This is a genomic window from Amycolatopsis sp. MJM2582 (assembly GCF_000754115.1).
Lineage (GTDB): Bacteria > Actinomycetota > Actinomycetes > Mycobacteriales > Pseudonocardiaceae > Amycolatopsis > Amycolatopsis japonica.
The window spans coordinates 961,898-987,162 of the sequence record NZ_JPLW01000002.1 but is presented as its reverse complement, the minus strand read 5'-3'; the positions used below and the strand labels follow the sequence as shown (position 1 = coordinate 987,162).

The window sequence follows — 25,265 nt, the reverse complement described above, 5'->3', positions numbered from 1 at the left end:
GTCCTCAGGATCGTCCGCGTCGATGAAATTTGGATGACACGGCTCATTTGCGGGCGACGAGCCGTTCCACCAGCCCGAGTTTGAACCGCTCCCGCTGTTCGACGGCGAGGCCGAGGTCGCCGATCTTGTCGAACGGCCGCCGGAGGAAGTGCTCGCCCGCCATCGGCACGGTGATCTTCTCGGCGATCCATTGCAGACCGCGGACCGCGCGGGACGAACTCACGATGTGGTCGAGCAGGATGAGCCTGCCGCCGGGCCGGAGCACCCGGGCCATCTCCCGCAACGCCTTGCCGTCGTCGGGGATGGCGCAGAGTCCGAGGGTGCAGACCACGGTGTCGAACGAATCGGCGTCGAAGGGCAGGTCGTGCGCGTCGGCGCGCCGTAGCGTCACCGGATGGCCGAGGCGTTCGGCGCGGCAGCGGGCGATGGCGAGCATCCCGTCGCTGAGGTCGATGCCGGTGAGCGTGACCCCGTCGGGATAGAGCGGCAGGTTCAGGCCGGTCCCGACGGCGACCTCGAGGACGTCGCCGGTGGCCTGTCCGCAGGCCCACGCCCGAGAATCACCGAAGAGCTTCCGGTCCATGAACTGCATTTCCCGGTCGTAGTTGCGGGATTTGCCGTCCCAGTACCGGTTCCACCGTGCGGGCGGGGTCATGGGGCTCCTTTCACTCCATCGAGGAGGGAGACCAGGGTTCGGCACCGATTCGGGTCGGCACGCGCGGGACAGTACAGCCATCGCTGATATGTCAGCAACGGCTGAGCCATGACCCGACGGAGTGTCCGGACGCCACCCTCTGTTTCGTCGCTGTCTGTCAAGCCAGTGGCGAACGAGGACGCGGAGGTGACCCGAAAGAGTCCGGTGTGGCCACTCCAACGGCCGTGTCGCGGGCACGGCGGGGAGTTTCGGCGCGGTCCCGCATGACACCTCAGCACAATTGCTGGCCCGATTGCGTGGCGGACATAAAGCGCCGAGTGACGTGAACAAAAGCTTTCCTGCGCAATGGGAAAATCGGCATTCGGGTGGCCTTGTCGTATTACCTGAAAGTGCGCTTGTGTGGGAAAAACCCCTTGCTATGTTGATCCTGCGGGGCCGCACTTCGGGGCATGACCGGCACGCCGCGATTTGTGGATCTTGTTTGTTCACACGACTATCGAAGGGTGGACCTTGCTGTGACCGTGACCGAATCGGGCACTTCCGCCGAAGGTGTCCAGGGGTCGGAAAACCCGCAGCTGAGTTTGGGTCGCGCCGCCGCGCGCAACCTGGCGACGACGACCAAATCCGTTCCGCAGATGCAGGGAATTTCGTCCCGGTGGCTGCTGAAGTCCCTCGAATGGGTTCAGGTGAACGGCGGTGCCTACCGGGTCAACCGGCGGCTGAATTACGCGGTCGGCGACGGGCGGGTGACCTTCTCGAAGGCGGGCACCGAGGTCAGCGTGATCCCGGCGGAACTCGGTGAACTGAAACCGCTCAAGGGATATGACGACGAAGAGGTCCTCGCCGAACTCGCACGCCGCTTCGAACAGCAGGAAGTGGCGGCCGGCGACGTACTCGTCGAATTCGGGCACCGCGCCGATCGGGTGTTCCTCATCGCGCACGGCAAGATCAGCAAAACCGGTCCCGGTCACTACGGAGACGAGACCGCGCTCGGCGTCGTCAAGGACGGCGACTACTTCGGCGCGCAGGCCCTCGTGGACGACGACGGCATCTGGGAGTTCACCGCGAAGGCGTCCACCGCCTGCACCGTGCTCACCCTGACCCGTCAGGACTTCGAGCGCGTCCTCGAACAGTCCGAATCGCTGCAGGCGCAGATCGAGCAGGCCTCGCAGGACTCCGGACGCTCCAACGACTTCGGCGAGGCCGAGATCGACATCTCGTCCGGACACGACGGTGAGCCGCTGCTGCCGGGCACGTTCGTCGACTACGAGACCTCACCGCGCGAATACGAACTGAGCATCGCCCAGACCGTGCTCCGGGTCCACAGCCGGGTGTCCGATCTCTACAACCAGCCGATGGACCAGACCGAACAGCAGTTGCGCCTGACCATCGAAGCGCTGCGCGAGCGGCAAGAGCACGAAATGATCAACAACACCGACTTCGGCCTGCTCCACAACGCCGACTTCACCCAGCGGATCGCGACACGCACCGGCCCGCCGACGCCGGACGACTTCGACGACCTGCTCGCCCTGGTGTGGAAGGACCCCGGCTTCTTCCTCGCGCATCCGCGCACGATCGCCGCGTTCAGCCGTGAGTGCAGCAAACGCGGCATCTACCCGACCGGCACCGACCTCGGCGGGCACAAGGTGCCGTCGTGGCGCGGCGTCCCGATCCTGCCGTGCAACAAGATCCCGGTGAGCCAGACCAGCACCAGTTCCGTGCTGCTGATCCGCACCGGGGAGAAGAACCAGGGCGTCGTCGGCCTGCGTCAGATCGGCCTGCCGGACGAATACGAGCCCGGACTGAACGTCCGGTTCATGGGCATCTCGGAGCAGGCGATCATCTCCTACCTCGTCAGCACCTACTACTCCGCCGCCGTGCTCGTACCGGACGCGCTGGCCGTCCTCGAAGCCGCCGAACTCGGCCGCGAAGGATGACCGCCGCGACGCCGGAGGCCGACCGGCGGCTCAGTCTCGGCCCAGCCGCCGCGCGGAACCTGGCGACGACCACCAAGACGCGGCCGCAGATGCAGAGCATCACGCCGCGCTGGCTGCTGAAGATGCTGCCCTGGGTCGAGGCGACCGGTGGCACCTTCCGGGTCAACCGGCGGCTGACCTACGCGATCGGCGATGGGCGGGTGAGCTTCACCAACGTCGGCACGGAGGTCCGGGTCGTCCCGCAGGAACTCGCGGAATTGGCCCTGCTGAGGGGTTTCGACGACGAGGACACGCTCACCGCGCTCGCCGACCGGTTCGTACAGCACGAGTACCAGCCCGGCGAGACGATCGTCAGCCACGGCGCTCCGCTCGACGAGGTCGTGCTGGTCGCGCACGGCAAGATCGCCAAGGTGGTGCCGGGTGAGTACGGTGCCGATGCCTCCGTCGGCAGCATGGCCGACGGCGACCATTTCGGCGACGAGATGCTCGCCGGTATCGACCGGAACTGGCCCTTCACCGCCAAGGCCGTCACCCCGGTGATCGTGCTGACCCTGCGTGCCGAAGACTTCGCCGACCTCAACGGCCGGTCGGAGGCGATGCGCCGTCATGTGCAGGACATGCTGTCGCACAAGGGAAAGCCGCAGAACGCCAAGGGCGAGGCCGAGATCGGGATGTCGTCCGGTCACGACGGTGAACCGCTGCTGCCGGGTACGTTCGTCGACTACGAGATCTCGCCACGCGAGTACGACCTGGCCGTCGCGCAGACGGCGCTCCGGGTGCACACACGGGTGACCGATCTCTACAACGGGCCGATGGACCAGTTCGAAGAGCAACTCCGGCTGACCATCTCGGCGCTGCGCGAGCGGCAGGAGCACGACCTGATCAACAACCGTGAGTTCGGGTTGCTGCACAACGCCGATCTCAAGTCGCGGTTCCAGACCCGGTCCGGTCCGCCGACACCCGACGACATGGACGAACTCGTCAGCCGCCGCCGCAAGACGAAGTTCTTCCTCGCCCATCCGCGCGCGATCGCCGCGTTCGGCAGGGAATGCACGCGCCGCAGCCTGTATCCGGAGGGCACCACCGTCGACGGCAAGGTGGTCGCCGCGTGGCGCGGGGTGCCGCTCCTGCCCTGCGACAAGATCCCGATCACCGAGAACGGCACGTCCTCGATCCTCGCCATGCGGACCGGTGTGGAGGACAACGGCGTGATCGGGCTGCACCAGACCGGCCTGCCCGACGAGTACGAGCCTGGACTGAACGTGCGCTTCGACGGCATCTCCGATCAGGCCGTCGCCAGCTACCTGGTCAGCACCTACTACTCCGCCGCCGTGCTCGTGCCCGACGCGCTCGGTGTGCTGGAGAACGTCGAGGTCGCGCGGTGACCCCTCGCCCCGCGACGACAACGAACAACAACGCTCCAGAAAGGACCACGCACGTGACCATCGCCCGTACTCCCGCTCCCGCCAAGGTTCTGCGCACCGAGTATCAGAAGTCGGTGGCGTCGTACTGGAACAAGGAGAAGGACCCGGTCAACCTGCGTCTGGGCGATGTGGACGGGCTCTATCACCACCACTACGGCGTCGGCGAGGTCGACTGGTCGGTGCTGGAAGGCCCCGAAGAGACCCGCGACGAGCGGATCATCGCCGAAATGCACCGCCTGGAGACGGCGCAGGCCGACGTCCTGCTCGATCACCTCGGCGACGTCAAACCGGACGACCACCTCCTCGACGCCGGCTGCGGGCGCGGCGGGACCAGCATCATGGCCAACGCGAGGTTCGGCTGCCACGTCGACGGGATCTCGATCTCGGAGAAGCAGGTCGAGTTCGCCAATCACCAGGCGGATATCCGCGGCGTCGCCGACCGGGTGCGCTACCACTTCCGCAACATGCTCGACACCGGCTTCGAAAGCGGCTCGCGCAAGGCCATCTGGAACAACGAAAGCACGATGTACGTGGACCTCCACGAGCTGTTCGCCGAGCACGCGCGACAGCTGGAGTTCGGCGGCCGCTACGTCACCATCACCGGGTGCTACAACGACGTGACGGGCGGCCGGTCGAAGGCCGTCGCGCAGATCGACCAGCACTACACGTGCAACATCCATCCGCGCAGTGAGTACTTCAAGGCCATGACGGCCAACGACCTGGTGCCGATCTCGGTGGTGGATCTGACGCCGGACACGATCCCGTACTGGGAGCTGCGGGCGAAGTCTTCGGTGGCGACCGGGATCGAAGGACCGTTCCTGGACGCCTACCGCGAGGGCAGCTTCCACTATCTGCTCATCGCCGCGGACCGCGTCTGAACCTGGAGAGCGAAGCGATGACCGAACAGGGTGCGCTCGCCACACTGCTGGCCGGTCCGAGCGGGCTGGGCACGTCCGCCGCCCGGCTGGCGGCCCGGCTGACCGCGGTTCCTCAGGAGGCTCCGGCACCTGAGGAACCCGGTCTCGACCCGGCTTACGCGTACCGGCCGTGGGGTGACGGGTCGGCGCCGCCGCTGTACTGCCCCGTCACCGAACGGATCAACGACCCGCTCGCCGTGGAGGTCGACCGGCGGCTGGTGCTGTGGGCGGGGGAGTGCGGATTCTCCGATGAGGAGTGCGAGCAGATCGGGAAGGCGGGCTTCGGCAGGCTCGTCATGCTCGCCCATCCGGACTGCGAGGATCCCGAGCGGCTGTTGATCTCGGCGAAGCTCAACGCCGCCTGGTGGGCGGCCGACGACCTCTACGCCGACGACACGTCGCTCGGCGCGGTGCCGGCCGAGCTGCCGCCGAAGCTCGCGCTGGCGATGGCCGCGATGGACCCGGTGCCGTCGCTGGGCGAATTCAGCCGAGACCTCGACGAAACGCTGCGAAACGACCGGGTCCTGGTGGCGCTGGGCTCGGCGACGGACTTCCTGCGGCGATCCGGGACGGCCGCGCAGGTCCAGCGTGTCTGCTATTCGACCTTCGCGATGTTCGTGAGCTGGACGGCCTACGCGGCATGGCGCCACAGCGGGAAATACCCGCCCGCGTGGGAGTATCTCGCCGCTCGGCAGCACGACAGCTTCTACACCTCGATGACGTTGATCGACGTCCTCGGCGGGTACGAACTGACGTCGAACCTCTACTACGACCCTCGGGTCCGCGAGGCGGCGATCCAAGCGGGCACGGCGGCGGTGCTCGTCAACGACGTGCACTCCGTCACCAAGGATCTGGAGGACGAATCGCCGCCCTGCAACGCGGTCCTGCTGATCGCCGACGACCGGAAATGCACGATCGAAGAGGCCACGGCGATCACCGTCGAGCTGCACAACGACGTCGTGCGTGACTTCCAGGCCGCCCACGAGCAGCTGAGCGCGGTTCCTTCCGTTGAACTGCAACGTTTCCTGCGTGGATTGCGAGGCTGGATGGGCGGCGGTTTCGAATGGCACTCGACGAGCCCGCGCTACCGGACGAAGCCCAGCGTTTAGTCCTCTGGATGCGGTGGTTCGTGTCGCGAACTTCCGCATTCAGAGGACTAAACGCGGATTGACCGCTCACGGCTGGGCCGGGATCGCGAACGCGTCTTTGGGCTGGAGATCAGGATGGAGGTCGCTTCCGTAGGCCAGCTTCCTGCCGACGCGCATCGCGAGAAACGACGGCGGATCCGCCGAACGATTGACCTCCTCCTGCCGCCGGGTCAGTTCTTCGAGGGTGCGCCGTGCGTCGGAATAGTCCATCGTCTCCAGATCGATCCGGGCGAGCCGTCTCGCCGCGTTGCGGACTTCCAGATAGGAATTCCCGCAGCGCTCGGCGTTCGACTGGCGCCGTTGCGCGCCGAGCACGGTTTGGAACGATCCCAGTGTCGCGGAGACCAGGGCGAGCACACCGACCAGACCGGCGCGGCTCGCGCCCGACAGCGCGAGCCCGCCGGCCGCGGCGGCCACGCCGGCGGCGGGCAGGCCGACGAGCAGATTGATGGTCCACCAGATCCGCGATTGCACGAACTGGGTCCTGGCTATCTGGTGGGTCTGCTGTTGGATCAAGACGAGCTCGCGAACAAGCGGTTCGTAGCGCTCGTCTGTGATCCCGGCGGCTTGTCCCTGATCGCCCAATGTCCGTCTCCTGTCGCGCGCGGCCGATGCTCCCAGTGATATCGCGGACGGAACAGTGGGTCTTACAACCGAAACCGCGTTAACGAGCCTGGACATGCCCACGACTAGCAGTCATGAACTGGCTTCTGGTGGTGGGGACCTTGCTGGGAACAGCGATCGGCGCCGCGGGCACGATCGTGAGCCAGCACGTGGCGGGGCGGTCCGCCGAACGCAGGGAACGCCTGGTGCGTGTGGCGGACCGCCGAACGGAATTGCGTCTCGCAGTGGAGGGATATCTCGAGGTCTACCAGGAGATGGAGCGCGCGATCGCGGACGGGGACGAGCGGTCGACAGAGCTTTCGCATCGCATGTGGTTCCTGCACAACCGGCTGGCGTTGATCGCGCCGACCGGTCTCGCCGGTCCGCTCGGTGAACTGGCCGACCGGCTCAACCGAGCCTATTGGGACGGGACACCCGATGGTCAGCTCGTCTGGGACTACCTGCACGAGCACTGGGCTCGGTTTCGTGAAGCCGCGCACTCCGAGCTTCAGGCATTGGACCCGCCCGTCGGCTAGACGACGCCGGCCTCGATCAGCTGGCCCCAGATCACGCCCTGGTCCACGACCTCGACTTCGAGCTTTTCGGCCTTGGTGAGCTTGCTCGCGCCGACGTCCGCGCCGGTGATGAGCAGGTCCGTGTTCGCCGACACCGACGACGCGATGGTCGCGCCCGCCTTTTCGCACAGCCGCTGGAAGGTCGGGCGCGGCACCTTCTCGCCGGAGCGCGGGTCGCTGATCGATCCGGTGACCACGACCGTCTTGCCTTCCAGCGGAGCGCCCGCCGCGACGACCGGCGGGAGGTCTTCTTCCCGTACGTCCAGCGAGACACCGGCCTCGCGCAGCCGCTCAAGCTCGGGACGGAGGCGGGTGAGGTGCTCGATGAGGGACGCGGCGACCTTCGGACCGATGTCCTCGACGGCGACGAGACCTTCTTCGCCCGCGTCCACGACGGCTTCCAGTGAACCGAACCCGGCCCGGCACAGCCGCGCGGCGGTGCCTTCGGAGGCCATCGGGATCGCGAGGCCGATCAGCGCGCGGCGCAGGCCGACGGCCCGGCTCGCGTCGATCGACTCGATCATGCGGGTGGCGGAGATGTCGCCGATGCGGTCGAACTCCAGCAGTCTTTCCTTGGTGAGCCGGTAGAAGTCCGACGGGTGTTCGAGGATCCCGGCCTCGGCGAGCCGCTCGATCCAGACGCCGCCGATCGCGTCGATGTCCGCGGCCGCGCGCGACGCCCAGTGGATCAGCCGCCGGACGGTCTGGGCGGGGCAGGCGACGTTGGTGCAGAACAGTTCCCGGCTGTTGCCCTGTTCGGTCAACGGCTCTTCGCACGACGGGCACACCGACGGCGGCACGATCTCCCGCTCCTCGCCGGTGCGCCTGGCGGCGTCGAGGACACCGGCCACGAACGGGATCACGTCGCCGGCGCGCCGCACGAGCACGGTGTCGCCGATCTTGATCCCGCGGGCCTTGATGACCTCCTGGTTGGCCAACGTCGCCCGCGTGACGGTGGTCCCGCCGACGAACACCGGCTCGAGCCACGCGACGGGCGCGATCTTGCCGGTCTTGCCGACGTCCCAGACGACGTCGGCGAGCACGGTGGTCTTCTCCTCGGCGGCGAACTTGAAGGCCAGCGCCCCGCGCGGTGAACTGGACCGCGTTCCGGCGGCGGCGTACGCGTCGCGATCCGCCAGGCGCAGCACCGCCCCGTCGAGGTCGTAGTCGAGATCGTTGCGCTGCTGCTCGATGGTTGTGATGACGGCCTGCGCCGACTCGGCGTCTTCGCAGTGCCGCATGTCGGCGGCGGCGAATCCGAGTGTCCGCAGCGCACCGTCGAGATCGGTTTCCGCGCTGTCGGGCTCGGTGGAGAGGTCGAACGCGAAGAACTGGAGACGCCGCTCGGCGACGGTGGCCGGATCCTTCGCGCGCAGGGTACCGGCGGCGGCGTTACGCGGGTTGATCAGCGGCTTGTCCGGGTGGACCTTGTTGTAGGCGGCGAAAGTGGAACGCAGCATGACGGCCTCGCCACGGACCTCGACCCGGCCGGGCGCGTCGACCTTGTCCGGGACGCCGTCGGTCAGCGCCCGGACCAACATGGTCACGTCGTCGCCCGTGGTCCCGTCGCCACGGGTGACCGCCCTGGCGAGCCGGCCGTTCTCGTAGACGAGGGCGAGCGACAGGCCGTCCAGCTTCGGCATGACGACCACCGGCTGCCCGGGGAACCGGGCGAAGAACGCCTCGACCTGCTCGGGTTTGGTCGCCTTCTCCAGCGACAGCATCGGCCGCGAGTGCCGGATGGGCGCGTGCAGAACCGCGGGCGCGCCGACCTGGTCGAGCGGGTTCGGCTCCGGAGCGAGCTCGGGATTCGCCTCGATGAGCCCGCGCAATTCGTCTTCGATCGCGTCGTAGTCGGCGTCGGCCACCTTCGGCGAGCCTCGGTAGTAGGCGTCGCGAAGGACGACGACCTGATCGGCGAGTTCTTGGATGCGGTCCCGAGCGTTCACGGGGCTGAGATTACCCGGGACCTCCGACAGAACACGGTCCGAATAGGACTCGTGTCACGGGTTGATGGCGAGCACCAGGAAGGAGGCCAGCAGGACCAGGTGCACTCCGCCCTGCAGCCGGGTCGCGCGGCCGGGGACGACGGTGAGCACGCTGACCGCGATCGTCAGCGCCAGCAGCACGATATGGGTGGCGCCGAGGCCCAGCAGCAGGGGCCCGTCCAGCCAGATCGACGCCAGCGCGATGGTCGGGATGGTGAGTCCGATGCTCGCGATCGCCGAACCGTAAGCGAGGTTGATGCTGGTCTGCATCCGGTCGCGCCGCGCGGCCCTGGTCGCGGCCAGCGTTTCCGGCAGCAGCACCAGCATGGCGATCACGACGCCGACGAACGACTGCGGGAAGCCCGCCGCGCTGACCCCCGCTTCGATGGCGGGGGATTCGACCTTCGCCAGGCCGACGACGGCGACCAGTGCCACGAGCAGCAGGCCGAGGCTGGTGAGCGCGGCCTTGTTGGTCGGCGGCTCGGCGTGTTCCTCTTCCTTGACCGAGCCCTCGCTGTCGACCGGCAGGAAGAAGTCGCGGTGGCGGACAGTCTGTGTGAGCACGAAAAGGCCGTAGAGCAGCAGAGAGGCGACGGCGGCGAAGGTGAGCTGCGTGCCGTTGAAGGCCGGCCCCGGGGTGCTGGTGGTGAAGGTCGGCAGCACGAGACTGACGGTCGCCAGCGTCGCCACCGTGGCGAGCGCGCCGCCGCTGCCTTCGGGGTTGAAGTGCGTCTCGCCGTACCGACGGGCGCCGACCATGAGCGAAATACCGGCGATGCCGTTCATGGTGATCATCACCGCGGCGAACACCGTGTCGCGGGCCAGCGTCCCGGCCTCAGGGCCGCCCGAGGACATCATCGTCACGATCAGCGCGACTTCGATGACCGTGACCGCGATCGCCAGCACCAGCGAGCCGAAAGGCTCCCCGACACGATGTGCCACCACTTCGGCGTGGTGAACCGCGGCCAGCACCGTCCCGCCGAGCGCGAGCGCGACGATGATCACCGGCACCGCGCCCAGGTCGCGTCCCCAGCTCAGCGCCAGCACGACGATGGCGACGACCGGCATGACGGTGGTCCAGGACAGCGGGAATCGCCTGTGGGAAGCGGCCATGCCGCCACCTTCGCACACTCTGCGTGACGTCGCCGCTCCATGGGGGTCGAGGGGTGACGAAGTTCTTAGCGGGCACCGACCCCGTTCAGGAAGGTCTCGACGAGCAGATCGGCGGCGCGCGGGGCGTCCATGTCCTCCCGCGAAGCGAGATGGAGGAGCTGGATCAGCAGCCTGCCCGCCCAGCCGTCCGGGACGTCCGCGCGGAGAAATCCCTCGTCGGTGGCCCGCTGGAGGAACGTGTCCACCTCGGCGGAGAGCCGGTTACGGCGGTCCTGGATGGCGGGTTCGGCGCGCATCCGGGTCAGTTCGACCGGCCAGGCGCGGTTGACCTCGATGATGCCCTCGACGTAGCGGTGCAAGGCCACGGGAACAGCCGTCTCGGTGAGCCGGGCGGATTGAACGACCTGCTCGACCGCGGTCAGCCGCGAGTCGTAGATGGCGGCCAGGAGCTCCTCGCGGGAGGCGAAGCGCCGATAGACGGTGCGCCTGTCGACACCGGCTTCGGCGGCGATCGCGCTGATGCTGGCCGAGGGGTCGTGAGCGAGCATGCGCGCGCCGGTGGTCAGGACGGCTTCGAGATTGCGCGTCGCATCGGCTCTCATGCCGGGAATGTATCACGCAGCTGTGTCGTTAACCGTCATAAGTGCTACTCAGATGTGACAGTTAGCGAGGTGGAACAGTGATCACGAACGACAGGCTCTTCATCGGAGGCGAGTGGACGTCGCCGAGCGATCCGGCGCGGCTGGACATCGTGTCCCCGCATGACCAGTCGGTTCTCGGACGCGTCGTCCAAGCTCTTCCGGCCGACGTCGACCGTGCCGTCGCCGCGGCCCGGCTCGCCTTCGACGAAGGTCCGTGGCCACGGACGCCGCCGGAGGAGCGGATCGCGGTGCTCCGGCGGCTGAACGCGCTGAGGGAGGCCCGCGCGGTCGAGATCGCCGAGCTCATCTCGACCGAGAACGGCTCCGCGCTCTGGTTCACCAAGGCCGGACAGCCCGGGGTAGGACGTCTCGCCGTCTCGTACCTGAAGGCGGCGGAGGAATTCGGGTGGGAGGAGACGGTCACGCCCTCGGACCCGTCCGCACCGTTCCGTTCGATCGTGCGGCGGGAGCCGATCGGCGTGGTCGCCGCGATCATCCCGTGGAACTCGCCGTTCTCGGCGTCGATGGCCAAGATCGTCCCGGCGCTGCTCGCGGGGAACACCGTCGTCCTCAAGGTCTCGCCGGAGAATTCGCTCAGCATGAGCCTTCTCGCGGACTTGCTCGTGGAGGCCGGTCTGCCGTCCGGAGTGATCAGCGTGCTGCCCGCGGACCGCGAGACCAGCGAGTACCTGGTGAAGCACCCCGGCGTCGACAAGATCGCGTTCACCGGTTCGACCGCCGCCGGCCGCCGGATCGCGTCACTGGCGGGGGAGCGGCTGAAACGGGTCAGCCTTGAGCTGGGCGGGAAGTCCGCGGCGGTGATCCTGCCCGACGCCGTCCTCGAGGACGTGATCGCCGGGCTGAAGTTCGGATCGCTGCTCAACAACGGCGAAGCCTGCATCGCGCAGACACGGATCCTCGCGCCGCGCGACCGGTACGACGAGGTCGTCGCCGGGCTCAAGGAGATGATGGAATCGCTCGTGGTCGGCGACCCGGCCGACGAGAAGACCTTCATCGGCCCGATGGTGCGGCCGGACCAGCAACAACGGGTGCGCGACTACATCGAGATCGGAATCGCCGAGGGCGCGCGCCTGGTGACCGGAGGCTCGGGAATCCCGGCAGGCCTGGACAAGGGCAACTACGTCACGCCGACGTTGTTCGCCGACGTCGACAGCGCGATGCGCATCGCCCAGGAGGAGATCTTCGGGCCCGTGCTCGTCGTCATCCCCTATACGGACGAGGACGACGCGGTCCGCATCGCCAACGACTCCGAGTACGGGCTCTCCGGCGGTGTCTGGTCGGCCGACGAGGACCGCGCGCTCGCCGTCGCACGGCGGATGCGCACCGGGACGGTCACCGTCAACGGGGCGCCGATCGGCTTCGACGGTCCCTTCGGCGGCTACAAGGCCAGTGGCATCGGCCGTGAATACGGCGCGGCCGGCCTCGCTCAGTACGTCGAGCTCAAGACCGTCACGAAAGGCGAGCGTCCGGGATCTTGATCGTGATCCGCTCGTCCGCGGCCAGGATCCGCTGCAGCCGGAACCGGCAGAGTGTATGGAACATCTCGCCCAGCTCTTCGGGGTCGATACGGCCTTCGAGGTCGCGCTTGCTCGCGTTGAGCACCCGGCTGATCACGTTCGCGGGCAACCGGCCGCCGAACTCGCCCATCAGCCAGACACCGATTTCGCCGATCTCGTCCGTGATCGTGCGCTGCGCGGTCATCAGCCGTACCCCTCTGCTTCGGAGTGTCGCCGGTTCGCCCCGGCGACACTCCGACGGGCGACCGGGTCACCCATGACGGGGATACCGCGAGATTGCTCTGCTCGGCCTAATCGCCGACGCCGGTTGCACCGAACCGTGCAGTGGGCGGGGCGATCTCCGGGGAAACCCCGATGTGATCGACATCCGGGTGTGCCAGCCTCGATGGTGACCATTGTGGACAGTCGGAGAGGAGGGCACACGCGTAGTGGCCCCGGCAAGTGATGAACAAACCGCGCGGTGGATCGCGGAACTGACGGCCCTGACGGAGCTTTACCGGTCCTCGGGATCGGCGGGCCAGGTGTCATACGAGGGGTGGCACACCGGAGCCCGGATCGGGACCAGCACCGGGGACGGGCGGATGCTGGCGTACCAGGATTCGGGGGTCGAGGCGGAATGCGTCTTCCGGGCGGGAGAAAGCACGCTGTTCAACATCATGAGCACCGGATACGGGAGTGACACCACGGAGCGCGGGTTCGCGGTGTGGAGCGCGCGGCCGGGCGCGCTGGGAGCGATCGACCCCGGGGTGACCCGGCTGGACGTGACCGACGCGGACGGCGTCGTCGTCCAGGCCGAGATCGTGGCCCACACCTTCGCCGTGGACGTGGACCTGGGGCCGGCGCCCCGGACCCTCGACGAGGTGTTCGCGCCCTGGGAGCCGCCGGAGCTGACGGTCCGGGTGTACGGCGAGGATGACGCGTTGCGCTACGAAGGTCCCTTGCTGACCAGGTGACGCGAAGGCCCCCTTCACCGCGTCCGCGACGAAGGGGGCCTCCAGTACTGGCGAGATCAGCCGTTCGGAGTCGTGATCACCGCGAAGGTGGATCCCTGACTGGCGATCCGCTCGCTGAGATCGGTCGTGATCGTCTCGATCGGCGCGTAGTTGTTCAGCTCACCGGCCTGGCAGGGGCCCGAGCGGGACTGCTGGTTGCCGACCAGGATGCCCAGTGCCGCGTGATCGGCCTGGCTGAACAGCGGTCCGCCGCTGTCGCCCGGACGGGCACACAGGTCGGTGTTGATGCCGACATCGGTGGACAGGACCCGGCCGCAGCGGGTCCCGACGAGGTAGCCGGCGCCCGCTCCGCTGTCGACGGAATCGGGGTAGTTCACCTTGCTCGACGCCGTGCCGGAAGCGCAGACGACATACCCGGCCTTGATCTCGGCGAGCTTGCGCGCGCCGGTGATGTACTCGTCCACCGAGGTGGCCTGCGCACCGCACGGGGTGTCGCCGTTGCTGTCCATGCCTCCGTTGCGGCAGTACTTCAGCACCCGGTTGCGGCCGGCCTGGCCTTCGAGCCACTTCGTCGACGCCGCGTCGTTGACGTACGGCAGGGCCGCGTAGTCGTACGGATACGAGCTCTTCTCGATACCGTGCTGCTGCAGGACGTCATTGCCGTTGTGCTGCGTCGGCGTGTTGTTGGTCTTCGTCCGCATGCAGTGCCCGGCGGTGAGCACCCAGCCCTTGCCGGGGAAACCGCCACCGGTGGACCGCAGGTTGAACCCGCTGGTGCAGCCGCCCCAGGTGCCGTCGTCCCGCTTCATGTCCAGCCGGAGGCCGCCCCGCATCGGACCGTAGTTCGTGCAGTAGAGCGGATGACAGAAACCGAGATCCACGTTCGGCGTGGCCAGCGCGTTCGGATTCTTCAGCACCCGGGAGACGACCATGCCGGATTCCTCCGCCGTGGCCCGTTGCGCGGTGCTCGTCTCGGTGGCCACGGCCGCCTTCGCCCGCGCCACCCAGTCGCGTTCCCAAAGCACCACACGGTTTTCCGACTCGCTCACCGACGGCAGGTAGACCGCGTCCGGTCCCGCGCCGACCTTGGCCGCGACGCGTTCCTTCGCCGCTGTGAGCTGCTGCAACGAGTGCTGGACCTGTTGCGTGCGAACAGCGGAACGCCTTGGCATCGCCCTCAGATACGGCTCGGCCGCCGCCGGCCTGGTCATCGCGACGACCAGTTGCCCCCGGTCCTGGTCGAGCCACATGCCGCCGTACTCGGCGCCGTGGTCGCGTCGTAGCAGTTCGTCCAGCTTGCCGCCGTCGGTCTGCAATTCCAGGCGGCGTAACGCCTCCTGTTCGCTCACTCGGTAGTTCTCGACGAGATAGCGCACCGACTCCCGCACCGAAGCGGGGTCGAGCGAGGTGTGGAACGACTGCACGGTTTCGGCCGACGCCGAGCCGCCCAGTGCCGTGGCCGCCGCCAGCACCGAAACGACCAGGGCCCCCAGTCTTCTAGCTCTCCGCACGAGATCTCCTCACATGTCGGGACTTCGCGATCATTTAACCGGAGGGCACCGAACAGGCGTGGAGATTTTCCGACATTGCCGCGCCCCGTGCCCGCGACGAGGCGGGCACGGGGCGGAATTCGTTTACAGACTCGGCTCTCGCCGCGGTTTACCTTGCCGGGACTTGACAATCCAGGCGCCGAAAAGAGTCAGGAGACCGACGCTGGTCCCCGCCGACACCCCGACTTTCGGAGTGCTGATCTCGACGACGCCGACGACGATGGCGCCACCGACCGTCAGCAGAAGGCACATCCGCAACGTCGGAGCCCAGCCGGCGAGGACCGCCATCGCCAGGCAGATCCAGCTGTCGCGGCTCTGCACTTTGCGATGGCGTCCCGGCGTCCTCAGCAGCGGCCGCGCCGCGCGGATCATCTCCGCGGACGTCGCGACTCGCCGAACCGGCTTTTCGACGTGTTCGATGACGACCTTGACCCGTTGGGGCGGTCCGTTGTCTGGTGTCTTCGCGTTATCAGGCTGTATGGTCACGACCGTCCTGTCCTTGTTCTAGCGAGCTTGCGAATGGACATCCGCGTGGCCTCCTGTGACAGCAGGGGGCCACGCGTGCGTTACCGGTTCTTGACCGGTGCGGCTGAGGACATCTTGGCGAAAGCGGACTGTGACCGTTCAGTAGTACAGCGTGTGTCGCGCTGAACGGTATGCACGCGTCGCTCAACGGTCTGGGTGACCCGGAAAACTACTAAAAGTAGCGGGTAGGGCCGAATGGACCAGCGCCGCCGACAGCTCGGCAACTTGCCTTTCCCGGCGCCGACGTGAAAGTGCAGCCGCGGTTCTCTTCGCAGGTGGCGACCAAGATCTTCCCCTGTTTGTTTGCCGCTTTCGCATGATGCGAAATGCTGATCGCAACTGTCGAGTACGGTCGAACTTCGGTCAAGCTCGCCGAGATTCGAGCAGGCATGCTCACGGTGGGTTCACTCGTTCAGGCGCTTGGACGCCCGTTGTCGACCCGCTCGGCTTACCAACAGCGAGTGACTGGTCTGAACGGGTGGACACTCAGCCGAGCAGTAGGAGTGCGTAGTAGGCGAGGAAGTGTTCGACCATGTAGGTGCCGCCGGTCGCCTGTGCGAATGAGGCTTGGGTGTGAGCGCGCGTGGTTTCGAGTATGGCGGGGATTCGCTCGTCATCGCCGGGAAGGGTGCGCGCGAGCCGGTGCCAGCACCAGGCTCGGTGCAGGTTGAGGCCGTGCAGGTGGGCGAGCAGTCCGTCGGAGGTGTCGGTCGCGGTCACCGGCGTGAAGAGCGTCGCGAGTTTCCGTTCCGCGATGCCGGGCAGGAATCCGTCCAGCCAGCCTGCGAACTCGGCTGTGGTGAGCAGGCGGGACATGAGTTCGGCTTCGGCGAGGGCGGGGGACAGGAAGTCGGCCCCGGAGGGTTCCCAGGAGCCGGGGTAGTCACGGTCGGAACCGAACCAGCGCCAGGCGGTCTCGGTGAGGACCTGGAGCAGCCGCGGGTCGCCGTGGTCGGCGAGATGGCGTGCGTACGGCAGGGCGCGGGACAATCCGAACGCGCCGTTGTCGTGCACCCCGTATCGGATCGGGTAAGTGGCCTTGGGCAGCCAGCCGAGGTAGCGGGTCACGAAGATCGCACTCAACTCTCGCAGTCCCGTCGACCAACGCGCGGCGTCCGGGGCGTCCCAGGTGGCGGTTTCGAAGGTGAGCTCCAGCAACGCCGACCAGCCGTAAGGGCGTTGAGTGGTGCGGTGTTCCTCTGGAGTGAAAAATGCGACCTCGCCCGCGAGGGCGTCTGCGGTCAGGTGTTCGTCGAGGGTGTCGCGGATCTCGTCGGCGGGCACGAGATCCCCGTGATGGCGAAGCAGGCGTACGAGCACCCAGAACATCTCGACGCACGAATGCCAATCGAAACTGCCGTAGAAGCACGGGTGCGCCAGCCGCGGGGAGAGGATGGGTACGCCTTCGAGGTGCCAGTGACTTTCGTGGTGCGGATACTCGCGCGCGACGTTCGTCAACGCCGTCCTGGCCAAAGCCTCCGCATTCGCCTCCAGCAGCTCGTTTCGTTCGGAATTCCAATCGGTCATGACGCTGCCCCCCGGAACCTCGTGAGTGGTAAGGACGGTTCTAACCGTCCTTACCGCTCACGAGGTCATCTACGATGAGGAAGTGGACGAACGACCGATCACCACGGCGCAGCGCAACTTCCGTCGGGTCGCCGGCGAGCTGGAAAGCATGGGGACCCAGGATCGTTTCACCTACATCTTCCGCTCCCGGTTGTGGAGTTCCTCGTCGGCCTCCGGGCCCGGCTCCGAGTCCGTCCAGACGCGGGAGCTGAGCGATCAGTTGCCGCCGCTTCTCGATCGCTTCGGGGTTCGGACGCTGCTCGATCTCCCCTGTGGCGACTACGGCTGGCTCAGCGAGGTGGATCTCGATCTCGACCGCTACATCGGTGCGGACATCGTTCCCGATCTCATCGACCTGAACGCGGAGCGGTTCCGGGGCGATCCGGTCCACGAATTCCAGGTGCTCGATCTGACCGCCGACCCGCTGCCGGCGGCCGATCTCGTGCTGTGCCGGGATTGCTTGGTGCATCTCAGTTTCGCCGACATCGAGCGGGCGTTGCGCAACCTCCGGCGGAGCGGTTCCCGGTACCTGCTGACCACGACGTTCACTGATCTGGGCACCAACAACGACATCGTGACCGGCGACTGGCGGCCGCTGAACCTGTGCCGCGAACCGTTCGGGTTCCCCGAACCGCTGGCCGTACTGGTCGAGGGGTGTACCGAAGAGGGTGGCGCCTACGCCGACAAGTCCTTGGGGCTGTGGGAGATCTCAGCGATCGTGGACTAGCGGAGCGGGAACTCGTCGCCGTGTTCCTCCTCCGGACGCGGGCCGAAGATGCGTCGCTCGGCCTCGGGGATGGCGACGTCGCTGATGCTCGCCTCGCGACGGCTCATGAGGCCGTGCTCGTCGAATTCCCAGAGTTCGTTGCCGTAGCTGCGCCACCACCGTCCGGCCCGGTCGTGCCATTCGTACTGGAACCGGACGGCGATCCGGTTCTCGGTGAACGTCCAGAGATTCTTGCGCAGCGCGTAATCCAGCTCTCGCTCCCACTTCGCCGTCAGAAACGCGGCGATCTCCTCCCGGCCCTGGACGAAGGTGTCGCGGTTCCGCCAAACGGAGTCCGGCGTGTACGCCGACGCCACCTTCCGGGGATCGCGCGTGTTCCAGGCGTCCTCCGCCGCTTGTACTTTCCGCAGCGCCGTCTCCCGGGTGAACGGCGGGTAGGGCGGGCGATCTTCCGTCATGGTCGAACCTCCTCATGTTGAGAACGTGCGTTCTCTACGCTTGGCGCCTACGATAGGGAACGACCGTTCTCGACGTCAAGGGAGTACCGATGCCTGCCGCCGTCACCGACGAGCAGAACCGCGTGGACCGCGAAGCCCTGCTCGATGCCGCCGAGAAACTCTTCTACGAGAACGGCATCCAGGCGGTCGGCATGGATCAGGTCCGCGCGGCGTCCGGCCTCTCGCTCAAGCGGATCTACCGCTTCTTCGAAGCCAAGGAAGACCTCGTGGTGGCGATGCTCAAACGCCGTGATCAGCGCTGGCGGGGCAGCCTGGCCGCTCGAGTGGAGCAGGTCCACGATCCCCGGGCGCGCGTGCTCGCGGTCTTCGACTGGCTCGCCGACTGGTTCGCCGAACCCGGCTTCCGCGGCTGCGCCTGGATCAACGCCCACGGCGAGTTCGGTCCGTCCTCCGCGGCCGTACTGGCCGAGGTGCGGGCCCACAAACAGGCGTTCCACGAGCAGATCGACAACTGGGTGCGGGCCACCGGACGGCCGGTCACGGAACCGGTCTACCTGCTCGCCGAAGGGGCGATCGTGACGGCGGGGATCAGCGGCGACCCGGCGCCGGCCCGTCAGGCGCGCGAGGCCGTCAAGGCGCTGCTCGGTCTGTGATCACCAGCTGAGCGCGCTGATCATTCCTCGTTCCAGCACGGGGGACAGGGTGGTCATGAAGCTGGCGGTGACGTGGTTGTCGTCCATGTACACCAGCACGTTCCCCACGACCGGGCGGCAGAGCCCCCGTCCGCAGAAGTAGTCGCTGAAGTCTAGGAAGGAGACGTTCTCCGGGACGTCCTTTAGTTTCGCGTACGGCGGCTCGGCGAGCAGCTTGTTCCGCGGCACGGTGCATTCGGGTGCTTTGATTCCGTGAGCGTCGATGCAAGCGGGCGGGGAGAAGCCGGGGCGGGGACTGTCCCGGATCGCCACCACCGGGATTCCCGCGCGGTCGAGGACCTTCCACTGGTCTACGAACCCCTGCGGCGTCTTCTCCGTGGGGCCGACCCGGACGTCCCGAGTGGACAGTGCCACCACGGCGTCCGGCCGCATAGCCAGGATTTCCTTCTGTGCCGCCGAATTCCACGCGAGACAGCCCGGGTCGCCCGGCATCACGTCCGACGTCGTGGAGAACGGGCACGCTCCCTTGAGCATGAACGTGACCTGGTAACCGTTCTTCTCCGCCATCGGTTTGATCGCCGCCAGGTATTGCTGCATATGCGAGTCACCGACGGCGACGATCGTCTTCGTCGGGGCGCCCTCCGGCCGGGAGGTGCAGACTTCGAGGATCTGGTCGAACCGGGACGGTGTGCACTGCGCGTCGGGGATACCGCCCCAGTCGTTCGGGACGGCGATCAACGGAGGTAGCGCTTCTTTGCCGGGGACGGTCTTCTTCGGCGCTTCCGGGTCGCGCGCCATCGCGCCGGGATGGTTTTCGTCGTCGAGTGCGATGGTGAAGTCTGCCTTCTTGGTGCTCACCACCTGCCAGGTTCCGGCGACCAGGAGTACCGGCAGCAGCGCGAGCACGGCGAATCGGTACGCGCCCCAGGGCGTCCGCTCGCCGATCGAGGACTTCCGCACCGGTTCTTCGACGAACCGGTAGGTGGCGGCCGCCAAGACCAGGGACACGCCGATCACCACCGCCCCACCGAGCGGTCCGACGGCTTCGCGATGCCGGGCGACCAGGTAGAACAGCAACACCGGCCAGTGCCACAGGTACAGCGCGTAGCTGAGGTTGCCCAGGTACACCAGCGGCCGGGACGACAGGAACCGATCCGCCCCCGCGCGGCTGGTGGTCGCACCGGCGACAATCACGAGCGCGGCGGACACGGTCGGCCACAAGGCCGCCCAGCCGGGGAAGACCTCGCCGACGTCCAGGACCATCCCGCAGGTCACCAGCGCGGCCACGCCGATCCAGCCGAGCACGATCCGGGCGAGCCGTGGCAGGACGAAGCGGTCGATGGCCAGCGCGAGCAGCCCGCCGAGGGCGAACTCCCAGACCCGGGTGAGGGAGTGGAAGTAGGCCAGCGGCTGGTTCGTCGCGGTGAGCCGGATGGAGAACGCGAGCGACACGGCGAACAGCACACCGAGGGTGGTCGCGACCGAGCCGGTCAGGGAACGGCGCAACCGGGTGGAGGCGAAGGCCACGAGCCCGATCAGCAGGGGCCACACGAGATAGAACTGCCCCTGAATGGACAGCGACCAGTAGTGCTGGACGACACTCGCCGCGTTGTGCTGGGCGAAGTAGTCGACCGAGTCCGCCGCCAGCCGCCAGTTTTCGACGTAGAGCGCGGCGGCGAAGACCTCCTTGATGGTCTGGAACCAGCGATCCTGCGGCAGCAGCCACATCCCCAGGAAGAGCACCGCGAGCAGAACGGTCAGCGCGGCGGGGAACAACCGCTTGATCATCCGGCCCCACAGCGGCCGGAACGCGATCCGTCCACGGCCGGCGGCCCGCACCAGCTGGCCGGTGATCAGGAACCCGGAGATCAGGAAGAAGACGTCGACGCCGCCGGAGATCCGGCCCAGCCACACGTGGTAGACCACGACCAGTAGCGCCGCGAGGGCACGCAGTCCCTGCAACTCTGGCCGATAGCGGCGGCGCGTTTCCGCTGCTTCGGCGGCTGGCATACGCGATTCCTCACTGACGGTCGGACGTCCTGGCAGCCTAGGTGGTGACCCAGGGTGATTTCGTTCCCACCGTCAGGGGAGTGTCACGTCACGACGTGCCGCGGTCGTCGAGCCGCTCGGCGATCTCGTCGAGGATTTCGGTGACGCTCGCCCAGTCGGAGTCGTAGATCCCTTCGCTGGCATACCACTCCATGACCCGGCCGTGGTGCTCGCCCTGCCGGAGATCGACGCACAGCAGGCCGCCGTCGATGGCCCGGCCGATGGGAATAACCGCGGTGCAGTACGGAAATCCAGTCGCGCCCGCCTGCTTGAGGTGCGTTCCTTCGGGGGTGCAACAGTCAGGGTCGGGGTACCTCGACTGTCGGGCGTACTCCTCCTCGGCACGCGCCACCGACAGAGGCAGGTAGCCCTTCGGGAGCAGCTCTACGGATCGGTTCCCCGCTTGGTCGGCGACGCCGTCCATGAGGGCCCACCAGGCGAGCAGCTCGGGAGGGAGTTCGAGGCCGACGTGGGTTCTCAGGCGCTCGAGGTGCTGCCACGTCGCTTCCACTGGTGCACCCTAGCGAGCGTCGATGGCTCCTGACCGAATGCCGGGCGGAAGACCCCAGGCTTCCGCCACCCGCTCCGGGGTCAGCACCGAAGCGGGCGCGCCTTCGCCGACGAGGCGACCGTCCTGCAACAGCAGACAGTGATCGGCCCGGCCCGCCACTTCGAGATCGTGCGTGACCCGTACGACCGTCGTGCCCGCGGCGAGTGCGGCGCGCAAGGCTTCGTCGATCAAACCGCGGGCATGCAGGTCGAGGCCGGCCGAGGGCTCGTCGAGCAGCAGCAACCCGGATCGCTGGGCGAGTCCCTGCGCCACCAGCGCGCGTTGCCGCTGCCCGCCGGACAGCATGCCGATCGGCCGGTCCGCGATCGACGTGATCTCCAGTATTTCCAGGCATTCCCCGACGATCTTCCGGTCCAACTTGGACAGTCGTCGCGAATGGCCCCGGTGCGCCCAGCGGCCCATCGTGACGGTCGCGCGCACGGTGATCGGCAGCGATCGCGACACCTCGCTCTGCTGGGTCACGTAGGCCACGCGGCCCGGATCCCGGCGGGTCACCGAACCGGTGGTCGGCAGGAGCACGCCCGCGACGAGGTTGAGCAGCGACGACTTGCCCGCGCCGTTCGCGCCGGCGACCGCGGTGAGCCGCGCCGACGGGATCTGGGCGGTGATCCCGCGCAGCACCTCGCGGGAGCCGTAATGGGCGTGCGCACGGTCGATCGTGAGCGCCGTTGTGTCCTGGGTCATCCCACCTCTTTCAGATAATGACAATCATTACCACTATAGTGTGACGCGTGGAGTGGTTGCTGATCCCCTTCGAGGTGTCGTTCGTGCAGCGTGCGCTGGTGGCCGGAGTGCTGGTTTCGGCGGTCTGCGCGGTCGTGGGCACCTGGGTGGTGTTGCGCGGTATGGCGTTCATCGGCGACGCGATGTCGCACGGCATGTTGCCCGGCGTGGCGATCGCCTCGCTGACCGGCGTGAACCTGCTGATCGGCGCGGCGATCAGCGCCGGCGTGATGGCGCTCGGGGTGACGGCGCTCGGGCGTTCGCGGCGGCTTTCCGAGGACACCACGATCGGGCTGTTGTTCGTCGGCATGCTCGCGAGCGGCGTGATCATCGTGTCGCACTCGCGGTCGTTCGCCGTCGATCTCACCGGATTCCTGTTCGGTGACGTGCTCGCCGTCGGATCCGGCGATCTGGTGGGCCTCGCGATCACCCTGCTCGTCGTGGGGGTGGTGGCACTGGCGGGACACCGCTCGTTCACCGCACTCACCTTCGACGTCCGCAAAGCACACACCCTGGGACTGCGGCCACGGCTCGCGAACGCGGTGCTGCTCGGGTTGGTCACGCTCACGATCGTCGCGTCGTTCCGTGTCGTGGGGACACTGCTGGTGTTCGGCCTGCTCATCGCCCCCGCCGCGGCGGCGCTCTTCTGGTCGCGGCGGATCACCACGATCATGCTCGTCGCGGCGCTGCTCGGCATCGCCGCCACGGTCGGCGGTCTGCTCGTGTCCTGGCATTGGGGCACCGCGGCCGGCGCGACCATCGCCGCCGCCGCGGTCCTCCTGTTCTTCCTTTCCGCGTTCCTTTCCTTCGTACGACAGCGATTCCGTTCCCTGACACCGGAGATCGAGTGCTCACGATGAAACTGAAAGCAGTGACGGCGGTCGTCGCGGCGCTGACCCTGGCGGCGTGCGGCGGCGAGCAGCCGAAGGAGGTGACCGCGGAAGTCCCGCACGGCTATGTCGAAGGCGCCGAGGAAGCGGCCGAGGCGCAGTCACGGCTGATCGTCGCCGATTCGGACACGGGCGCGGTGCGGGTCGTGGACCTCATCACCGAGGAGGTCCACGAAGCCGGGCGCGTCGACGGCGTGCAAGCCGTGACCGGCGACGGCCGCTTCGGCTACCTGACCGCCGGTGACGGCACGATCCGAGTGATCGACAGCGGATCCTGGATGGTCGACCACGGTGACCACGTCCACTACTACCGGGCGAAGGTCCGTGATGTCGGGCTGGCGCCGGGAAGGCAGCTCTTGGCTGCTTACAGCGATCCCGCGGTCTCCGCACTGTCCTATTCGGACGGGTCGACGATCCTGCTCGACCGTGCCGCGCTGGACAAGGGGACGGTCACCGAACTGGGGAAGATCCCGCGCGAGCCGCATGCCGGCGTCGCGATCCCGTACGGCGAGCACATCATCGCCACGGTGGCGGACACCGGTAAGCCGTTCGCCCGCGGAGTGCGTGTTCACGACCGCCAGGGCAAGGCCGTGGCCGACATCGACCAGCCGTGTCCGGAACTGCGGGGCCAAGCGGTGACCCGGCGAGGTGTCGTCTTCGGATGCGCGGACGGCGCTCTGCTGGTGACCGAAAAGGACGGTGCGTTCGCCGGGGTGAAAATCCCGTATCCGCGCAGCGTCACCGCTCAGGAGCGCGCCACCGCCTTCTTCCACCGGCCGGGTGGTGCCACACTGGCCGCCCGGGCGGGCGAGTCGGCCGTGTGGTCGCTGGACGTCGGACGCCGCAGCTGGCAGTACGTCGAGACCGGACCGATCGCCGCGGTGAACGCCGTCGGTGAGGGCGGCCCGCTGCTGGTCCTCAGCCGAGACGGGCAGCTGCGCTCCTTCGACGGCACCGGAAAGGAACAGACGGCGATCCCGCTCCTGGCTCCGGAAGCGTCAGCCGCCGCCTCGATCCAGGTCGATCTGACGCGCGCCTACGTCAACAACCCGCTGTCCGCTGAGGTGTACGAGATCGACTACAACGACAACCTCCGGCGTGCCAGGACCCTGAAGGTCGGCGGCAAGGCGGGTCACATCGTGGAGACCGGCCGATGAGGCGCCGGGCGCTCGCCCTGGTCGCGGTGGCACTGCTGGCGGCGGCGGGATGCTCCGGAAGCGGCGGGGGCGGCAAGTCGGTCGTCGTCACGACGAACATCCTCGGCGACATCACCCGCGCCGTCGTCGGCGATCAGGCCGAAGTGACCGTGTTGATGAAGCCGAACGCCGATCCACACTCCTTCGGCATCTCCGCACAGCAGGCCGCCCAGGTCGAGCGGGCGGGCCTGATCGTCTACAACGGACTCGGGCTCGAAGAGGGCATGCTGCGCACCGTTCGCACCGCCGAGGAAAACGGCGTACCGACGCTGCCCGCCGGGGAACGGGTGAATCCGATCAGTTACGCCGACAACAAGCCGGACCCGCATTTCTGGACGGATCCGGCACGGGTACGCGACGCGGTGAAGACGATCGCGGACGAGGTCGTCGCCCATGTCGGCGGCGTCGACGAAGCGGTCATCCGCGCGAACGCCGACCGCTATCGCGGGGAGATCGAAGCGCTCGACCGCATGATGACCGAGAAGTTCGGCGGGATTCCCCGTGAACGCCGGAAGCTGGTGACGAACCATCACGTGTTCGGCTACCTGGCCCAGCGGTTCGGGTTCGAGGTCGTCGGCGCGGTGATCCCCGGCGGGACGACGCTCGCGTCACCCAGCTCGTCGGATCTGAAATCCCTCGCCGACACCGTTCGCGCGGCGGGCGTGCCGGTGATCTTCGCGGATTCCTCCCAACCGGACCGGCTCGCGCGGGTACTGGCTGAGCAGGCCGGATTGCACGTCCAGGTGGCCCCGCTGTTCTCCGAGTCGCTCAGCGAACCAGGCCAGGGCGCGGCCACCTACCTGGAAATGATGCGCGCCAACACCGAATCGATCACCACCGGTTTGACCCGTTCCTGATCGGAACA

The 25,265-nt window shown here is 67.6% G+C and carries 25 protein-coding genes; 12 read left to right on the top strand and 13 right to left on the bottom strand.

Features of this window, described 5'->3' with window-relative positions:
- Positions 1-43: 43 nt before the first annotated feature.
- Positions 44-655: a class I SAM-dependent methyltransferase gene (locus tag ED92_RS14805; RefSeq protein WP_037338182.1), complete on the bottom strand. Its 612-nt coding sequence runs from the start codon at positions 653-655 to the stop codon at positions 44-46.
- A gap of 515 nt (positions 656-1,170) precedes the next feature.
- Here ED92_RS14805 and ED92_RS14800 point away from each other — a divergent pair.
- Genes ED92_RS14800 through ED92_RS14785 form a run of 4 tightly spaced genes read left to right on the top strand, consistent with a single transcriptional unit; the run spans position 1,171 to position 6,042 of the window.
- Complete coding sequence (locus ED92_RS14800; protein ID WP_037338181.1) at positions 1,171-2,592, top strand: family 2B encapsulin nanocompartment shell protein; 1,422 nt, start codon at positions 1,171-1,173, stop codon at positions 2,590-2,592.
- Positions 2,589-3,977, top strand: a complete 1,389-nt coding sequence (locus tag ED92_RS14795) for a family 2B encapsulin nanocompartment shell protein (protein WP_037338180.1) — start codon at positions 2,589-2,591, stop codon at positions 3,975-3,977. The genes ED92_RS14800 and ED92_RS14795 overlap by 4 nt, the downstream gene beginning before the upstream one ends.
- Before the next feature lie 53 nt (positions 3,978-4,030).
- Positions 4,031-4,894, top strand: coding sequence for a geranyl diphosphate 2-C-methyltransferase (locus ED92_RS14790; RefSeq protein ID WP_037338179.1), 864 nt, complete (start codon positions 4,031-4,033; stop codon positions 4,892-4,894).
- 17 nt (positions 4,895-4,911) lie between these two features.
- On the top strand, positions 4,912-6,042 hold the full coding sequence (locus ED92_RS14785; protein ID WP_037338177.1) for a family 2 encapsulin nanocompartment cargo protein terpene cyclase: 1,131 nt from the start codon (positions 4,912-4,914) through the stop codon (positions 6,040-6,042).
- Positions 6,043-6,108: 66 nt separating this feature from the next.
- Here the strand turns inward: ED92_RS14785 and ED92_RS14780 are convergent, their stop codons facing one another.
- A complete protein-coding gene (locus ED92_RS14780; protein ID WP_152610931.1) occupies positions 6,109-6,762 on the bottom strand; it encodes an SLATT domain-containing protein in 654 nt (217 codons plus the stop codon).
- A 17-nt stretch (positions 6,763-6,779) separates the two neighbouring features.
- Here ED92_RS14780 and ED92_RS14775 point away from each other — a divergent pair, with 17 nt between their 5' ends.
- Complete coding sequence (locus ED92_RS14775) at positions 6,780-7,220, top strand: hypothetical protein (protein WP_037338175.1); 441 nt, start codon at positions 6,780-6,782, stop codon at positions 7,218-7,220.
- On the opposite strand, the gene ligA is transcribed toward ED92_RS14775, so the two are convergent.
- From ligA to ED92_RS14760, 3 genes are all read right to left on the bottom strand, one after another.
- Positions 7,217-9,208 carry an NAD-dependent DNA ligase LigA gene (ligA, locus tag ED92_RS14770; protein WP_037338173.1) on the bottom strand — a complete coding sequence of 664 codons (1,992 nt, stop codon included), beginning with the start codon at positions 9,206-9,208 and terminating at the stop codon, positions 7,217-7,219. The genes ED92_RS14775 and ligA overlap by 4 nt on opposite strands.
- 54 nt (positions 9,209-9,262) lie before the next feature.
- Complete coding sequence (locus ED92_RS14765; protein WP_037338171.1) at positions 9,263-10,360, bottom strand: calcium:proton antiporter; 1,098 nt, start codon at positions 10,358-10,360, stop codon at positions 9,263-9,265.
- 65 nt (positions 10,361-10,425) lie between these two features.
- Entirely contained in the window at positions 10,426-10,962 is a 537-nt protein-coding gene (locus ED92_RS14760) for a TetR/AcrR family transcriptional regulator (RefSeq protein WP_037338169.1), read from the bottom strand.
- Between the two features lie 77 nt (positions 10,963-11,039).
- On the opposite strand from ED92_RS14760, the gene ED92_RS14755 reads away from it, so the two are divergent.
- Entirely contained in the window at positions 11,040-12,500 is a 1,461-nt protein-coding gene (locus tag ED92_RS14755; protein WP_037338167.1) for an aldehyde dehydrogenase, read from the top strand.
- Here the strand turns inward: ED92_RS14755 and ED92_RS14750 are convergent.
- Positions 12,472-12,723: a hypothetical protein gene (locus ED92_RS14750; protein ID WP_037338163.1), complete on the bottom strand. Its 252-nt coding sequence runs from the start codon at positions 12,721-12,723 to the stop codon at positions 12,472-12,474. The two genes, ED92_RS14755 and ED92_RS14750, sit on opposite strands and share 29 nt — an antisense overlap.
- 337 nt (positions 12,724-13,060) lie before the next feature.
- Here ED92_RS14750 and ED92_RS14745 point away from each other — a divergent pair, with 337 nt between their 5' ends.
- Positions 13,061-13,492 carry a hypothetical protein gene (locus ED92_RS14745; RefSeq protein WP_235213276.1) on the top strand — a complete coding sequence of 144 codons (432 nt, stop codon included), beginning with the start codon at positions 13,061-13,063 and terminating at the stop codon, positions 13,490-13,492.
- Positions 13,493-13,548: 56 nt separating this feature from the next.
- Here ED92_RS14745 and ED92_RS14740 read toward each other — a convergent pair whose 3' ends face one another.
- The 3 genes from ED92_RS14740 to ED92_RS14730 all read right to left on the bottom strand — a co-directional run bounded on the left by ED92_RS14740 (position 13,549) and on the right by ED92_RS14730 (position 17,094).
- Positions 13,549-15,003: a trypsin-like serine protease gene (locus ED92_RS14740; RefSeq protein WP_235213275.1), complete on the bottom strand. Its 1,455-nt coding sequence runs from the start codon at positions 15,001-15,003 to the stop codon at positions 13,549-13,551.
- Positions 15,004-15,126: 123 nt separating this feature from the next.
- On the bottom strand, positions 15,127-15,528 hold the full coding sequence (locus ED92_RS14735) for a hypothetical protein (RefSeq protein ID WP_235213274.1): 402 nt from the start codon (positions 15,526-15,528) through the stop codon (positions 15,127-15,129).
- A 525-nt stretch (positions 15,529-16,053) separates the two neighbouring features.
- Entirely contained in the window at positions 16,054-17,094 is a 1,041-nt protein-coding gene (locus tag ED92_RS14730) for a DUF2891 domain-containing protein (protein ID WP_052120563.1), read from the bottom strand.
- Positions 17,095-17,176: 82 nt separating this feature from the next.
- On the opposite strand from ED92_RS14730, the gene ED92_RS14725 reads away from it, so the two are divergent.
- On the top strand, positions 17,177-17,860 hold the full coding sequence (locus ED92_RS14725; protein ID WP_037338154.1) for a class I SAM-dependent methyltransferase: 684 nt from the start codon (positions 17,177-17,179) through the stop codon (positions 17,858-17,860).
- Here ED92_RS14725 and ED92_RS14720 read toward each other — a convergent pair.
- Positions 17,857-18,318 (bottom strand): nuclear transport factor 2 family protein, encoded by a 462-nt coding sequence (locus ED92_RS14720; protein ID WP_037338151.1) that lies wholly within the window; start codon positions 18,316-18,318, stop codon positions 17,857-17,859. The genes ED92_RS14725 and ED92_RS14720 overlap by 4 nt on opposite strands.
- An 89-nt stretch (positions 18,319-18,407) precedes the next feature.
- On the opposite strand from ED92_RS14720, the gene ED92_RS14715 reads away from it, so the two are divergent.
- Positions 18,408-18,971 carry a TetR/AcrR family transcriptional regulator gene (locus tag ED92_RS14715; protein WP_037338148.1) on the top strand — a complete coding sequence of 188 codons (564 nt, stop codon included), beginning with the start codon at positions 18,408-18,410 and terminating at the stop codon, positions 18,969-18,971.
- Here ED92_RS14715 and ED92_RS14710 read toward each other — a convergent pair whose 3' ends face one another.
- From ED92_RS14710 to aztA, 3 genes are all read right to left on the bottom strand, one after another.
- Positions 18,972-20,981 (bottom strand): acyltransferase family protein, encoded by a 2,010-nt coding sequence (locus tag ED92_RS14710; protein WP_037338145.1) that lies wholly within the window; start codon positions 20,979-20,981, stop codon positions 18,972-18,974. It abuts the gene before it with no gap.
- 88 nt (positions 20,982-21,069) lie between these two features.
- A complete protein-coding gene (locus ED92_RS14705; RefSeq protein WP_037338140.1) occupies positions 21,070-21,531 on the bottom strand; it encodes an SMI1/KNR4 family protein in 462 nt (153 codons plus the stop codon).
- A 9-nt stretch (positions 21,532-21,540) separates the two neighbouring features.
- Positions 21,541-22,275, bottom strand: a complete 735-nt coding sequence (gene aztA, locus ED92_RS14700) for a zinc ABC transporter ATP-binding protein AztA (RefSeq protein WP_037338135.1) — start codon at positions 22,273-22,275, stop codon at positions 21,541-21,543.
- A gap of 47 nt (positions 22,276-22,322) precedes the next feature.
- Between aztA and aztB the strand changes: the two genes are divergently transcribed.
- The 3 genes from aztB to aztC are packed head-to-tail and all read left to right on the top strand — an operon-like array spanning position 22,323 to position 25,257.
- The gene (gene aztB / locus ED92_RS14695; RefSeq protein ID WP_037338133.1) at positions 22,323-23,174 is read left to right on the top strand and encodes a zinc ABC transporter permease AztB; all 852 of its coding nucleotides are present in this window, start codon (positions 22,323-22,325) and stop codon (positions 23,172-23,174) included.
- Entirely contained in the window at positions 23,171-24,361 is a 1,191-nt protein-coding gene (locus tag ED92_RS14690; protein WP_037340015.1) for a hypothetical protein, read from the top strand. The genes aztB and ED92_RS14690 overlap by 4 nt, the downstream gene beginning before the upstream one ends.
- Positions 24,358-25,257, top strand: coding sequence for a zinc ABC transporter substrate-binding protein AztC (aztC, locus tag ED92_RS14685; RefSeq protein WP_037338130.1), 900 nt, complete (start codon positions 24,358-24,360; stop codon positions 25,255-25,257). Before ED92_RS14690 ends, aztC begins: the two co-directional genes overlap by 4 nt.
- Positions 25,258-25,265: the final 8 nt, after the last annotated feature.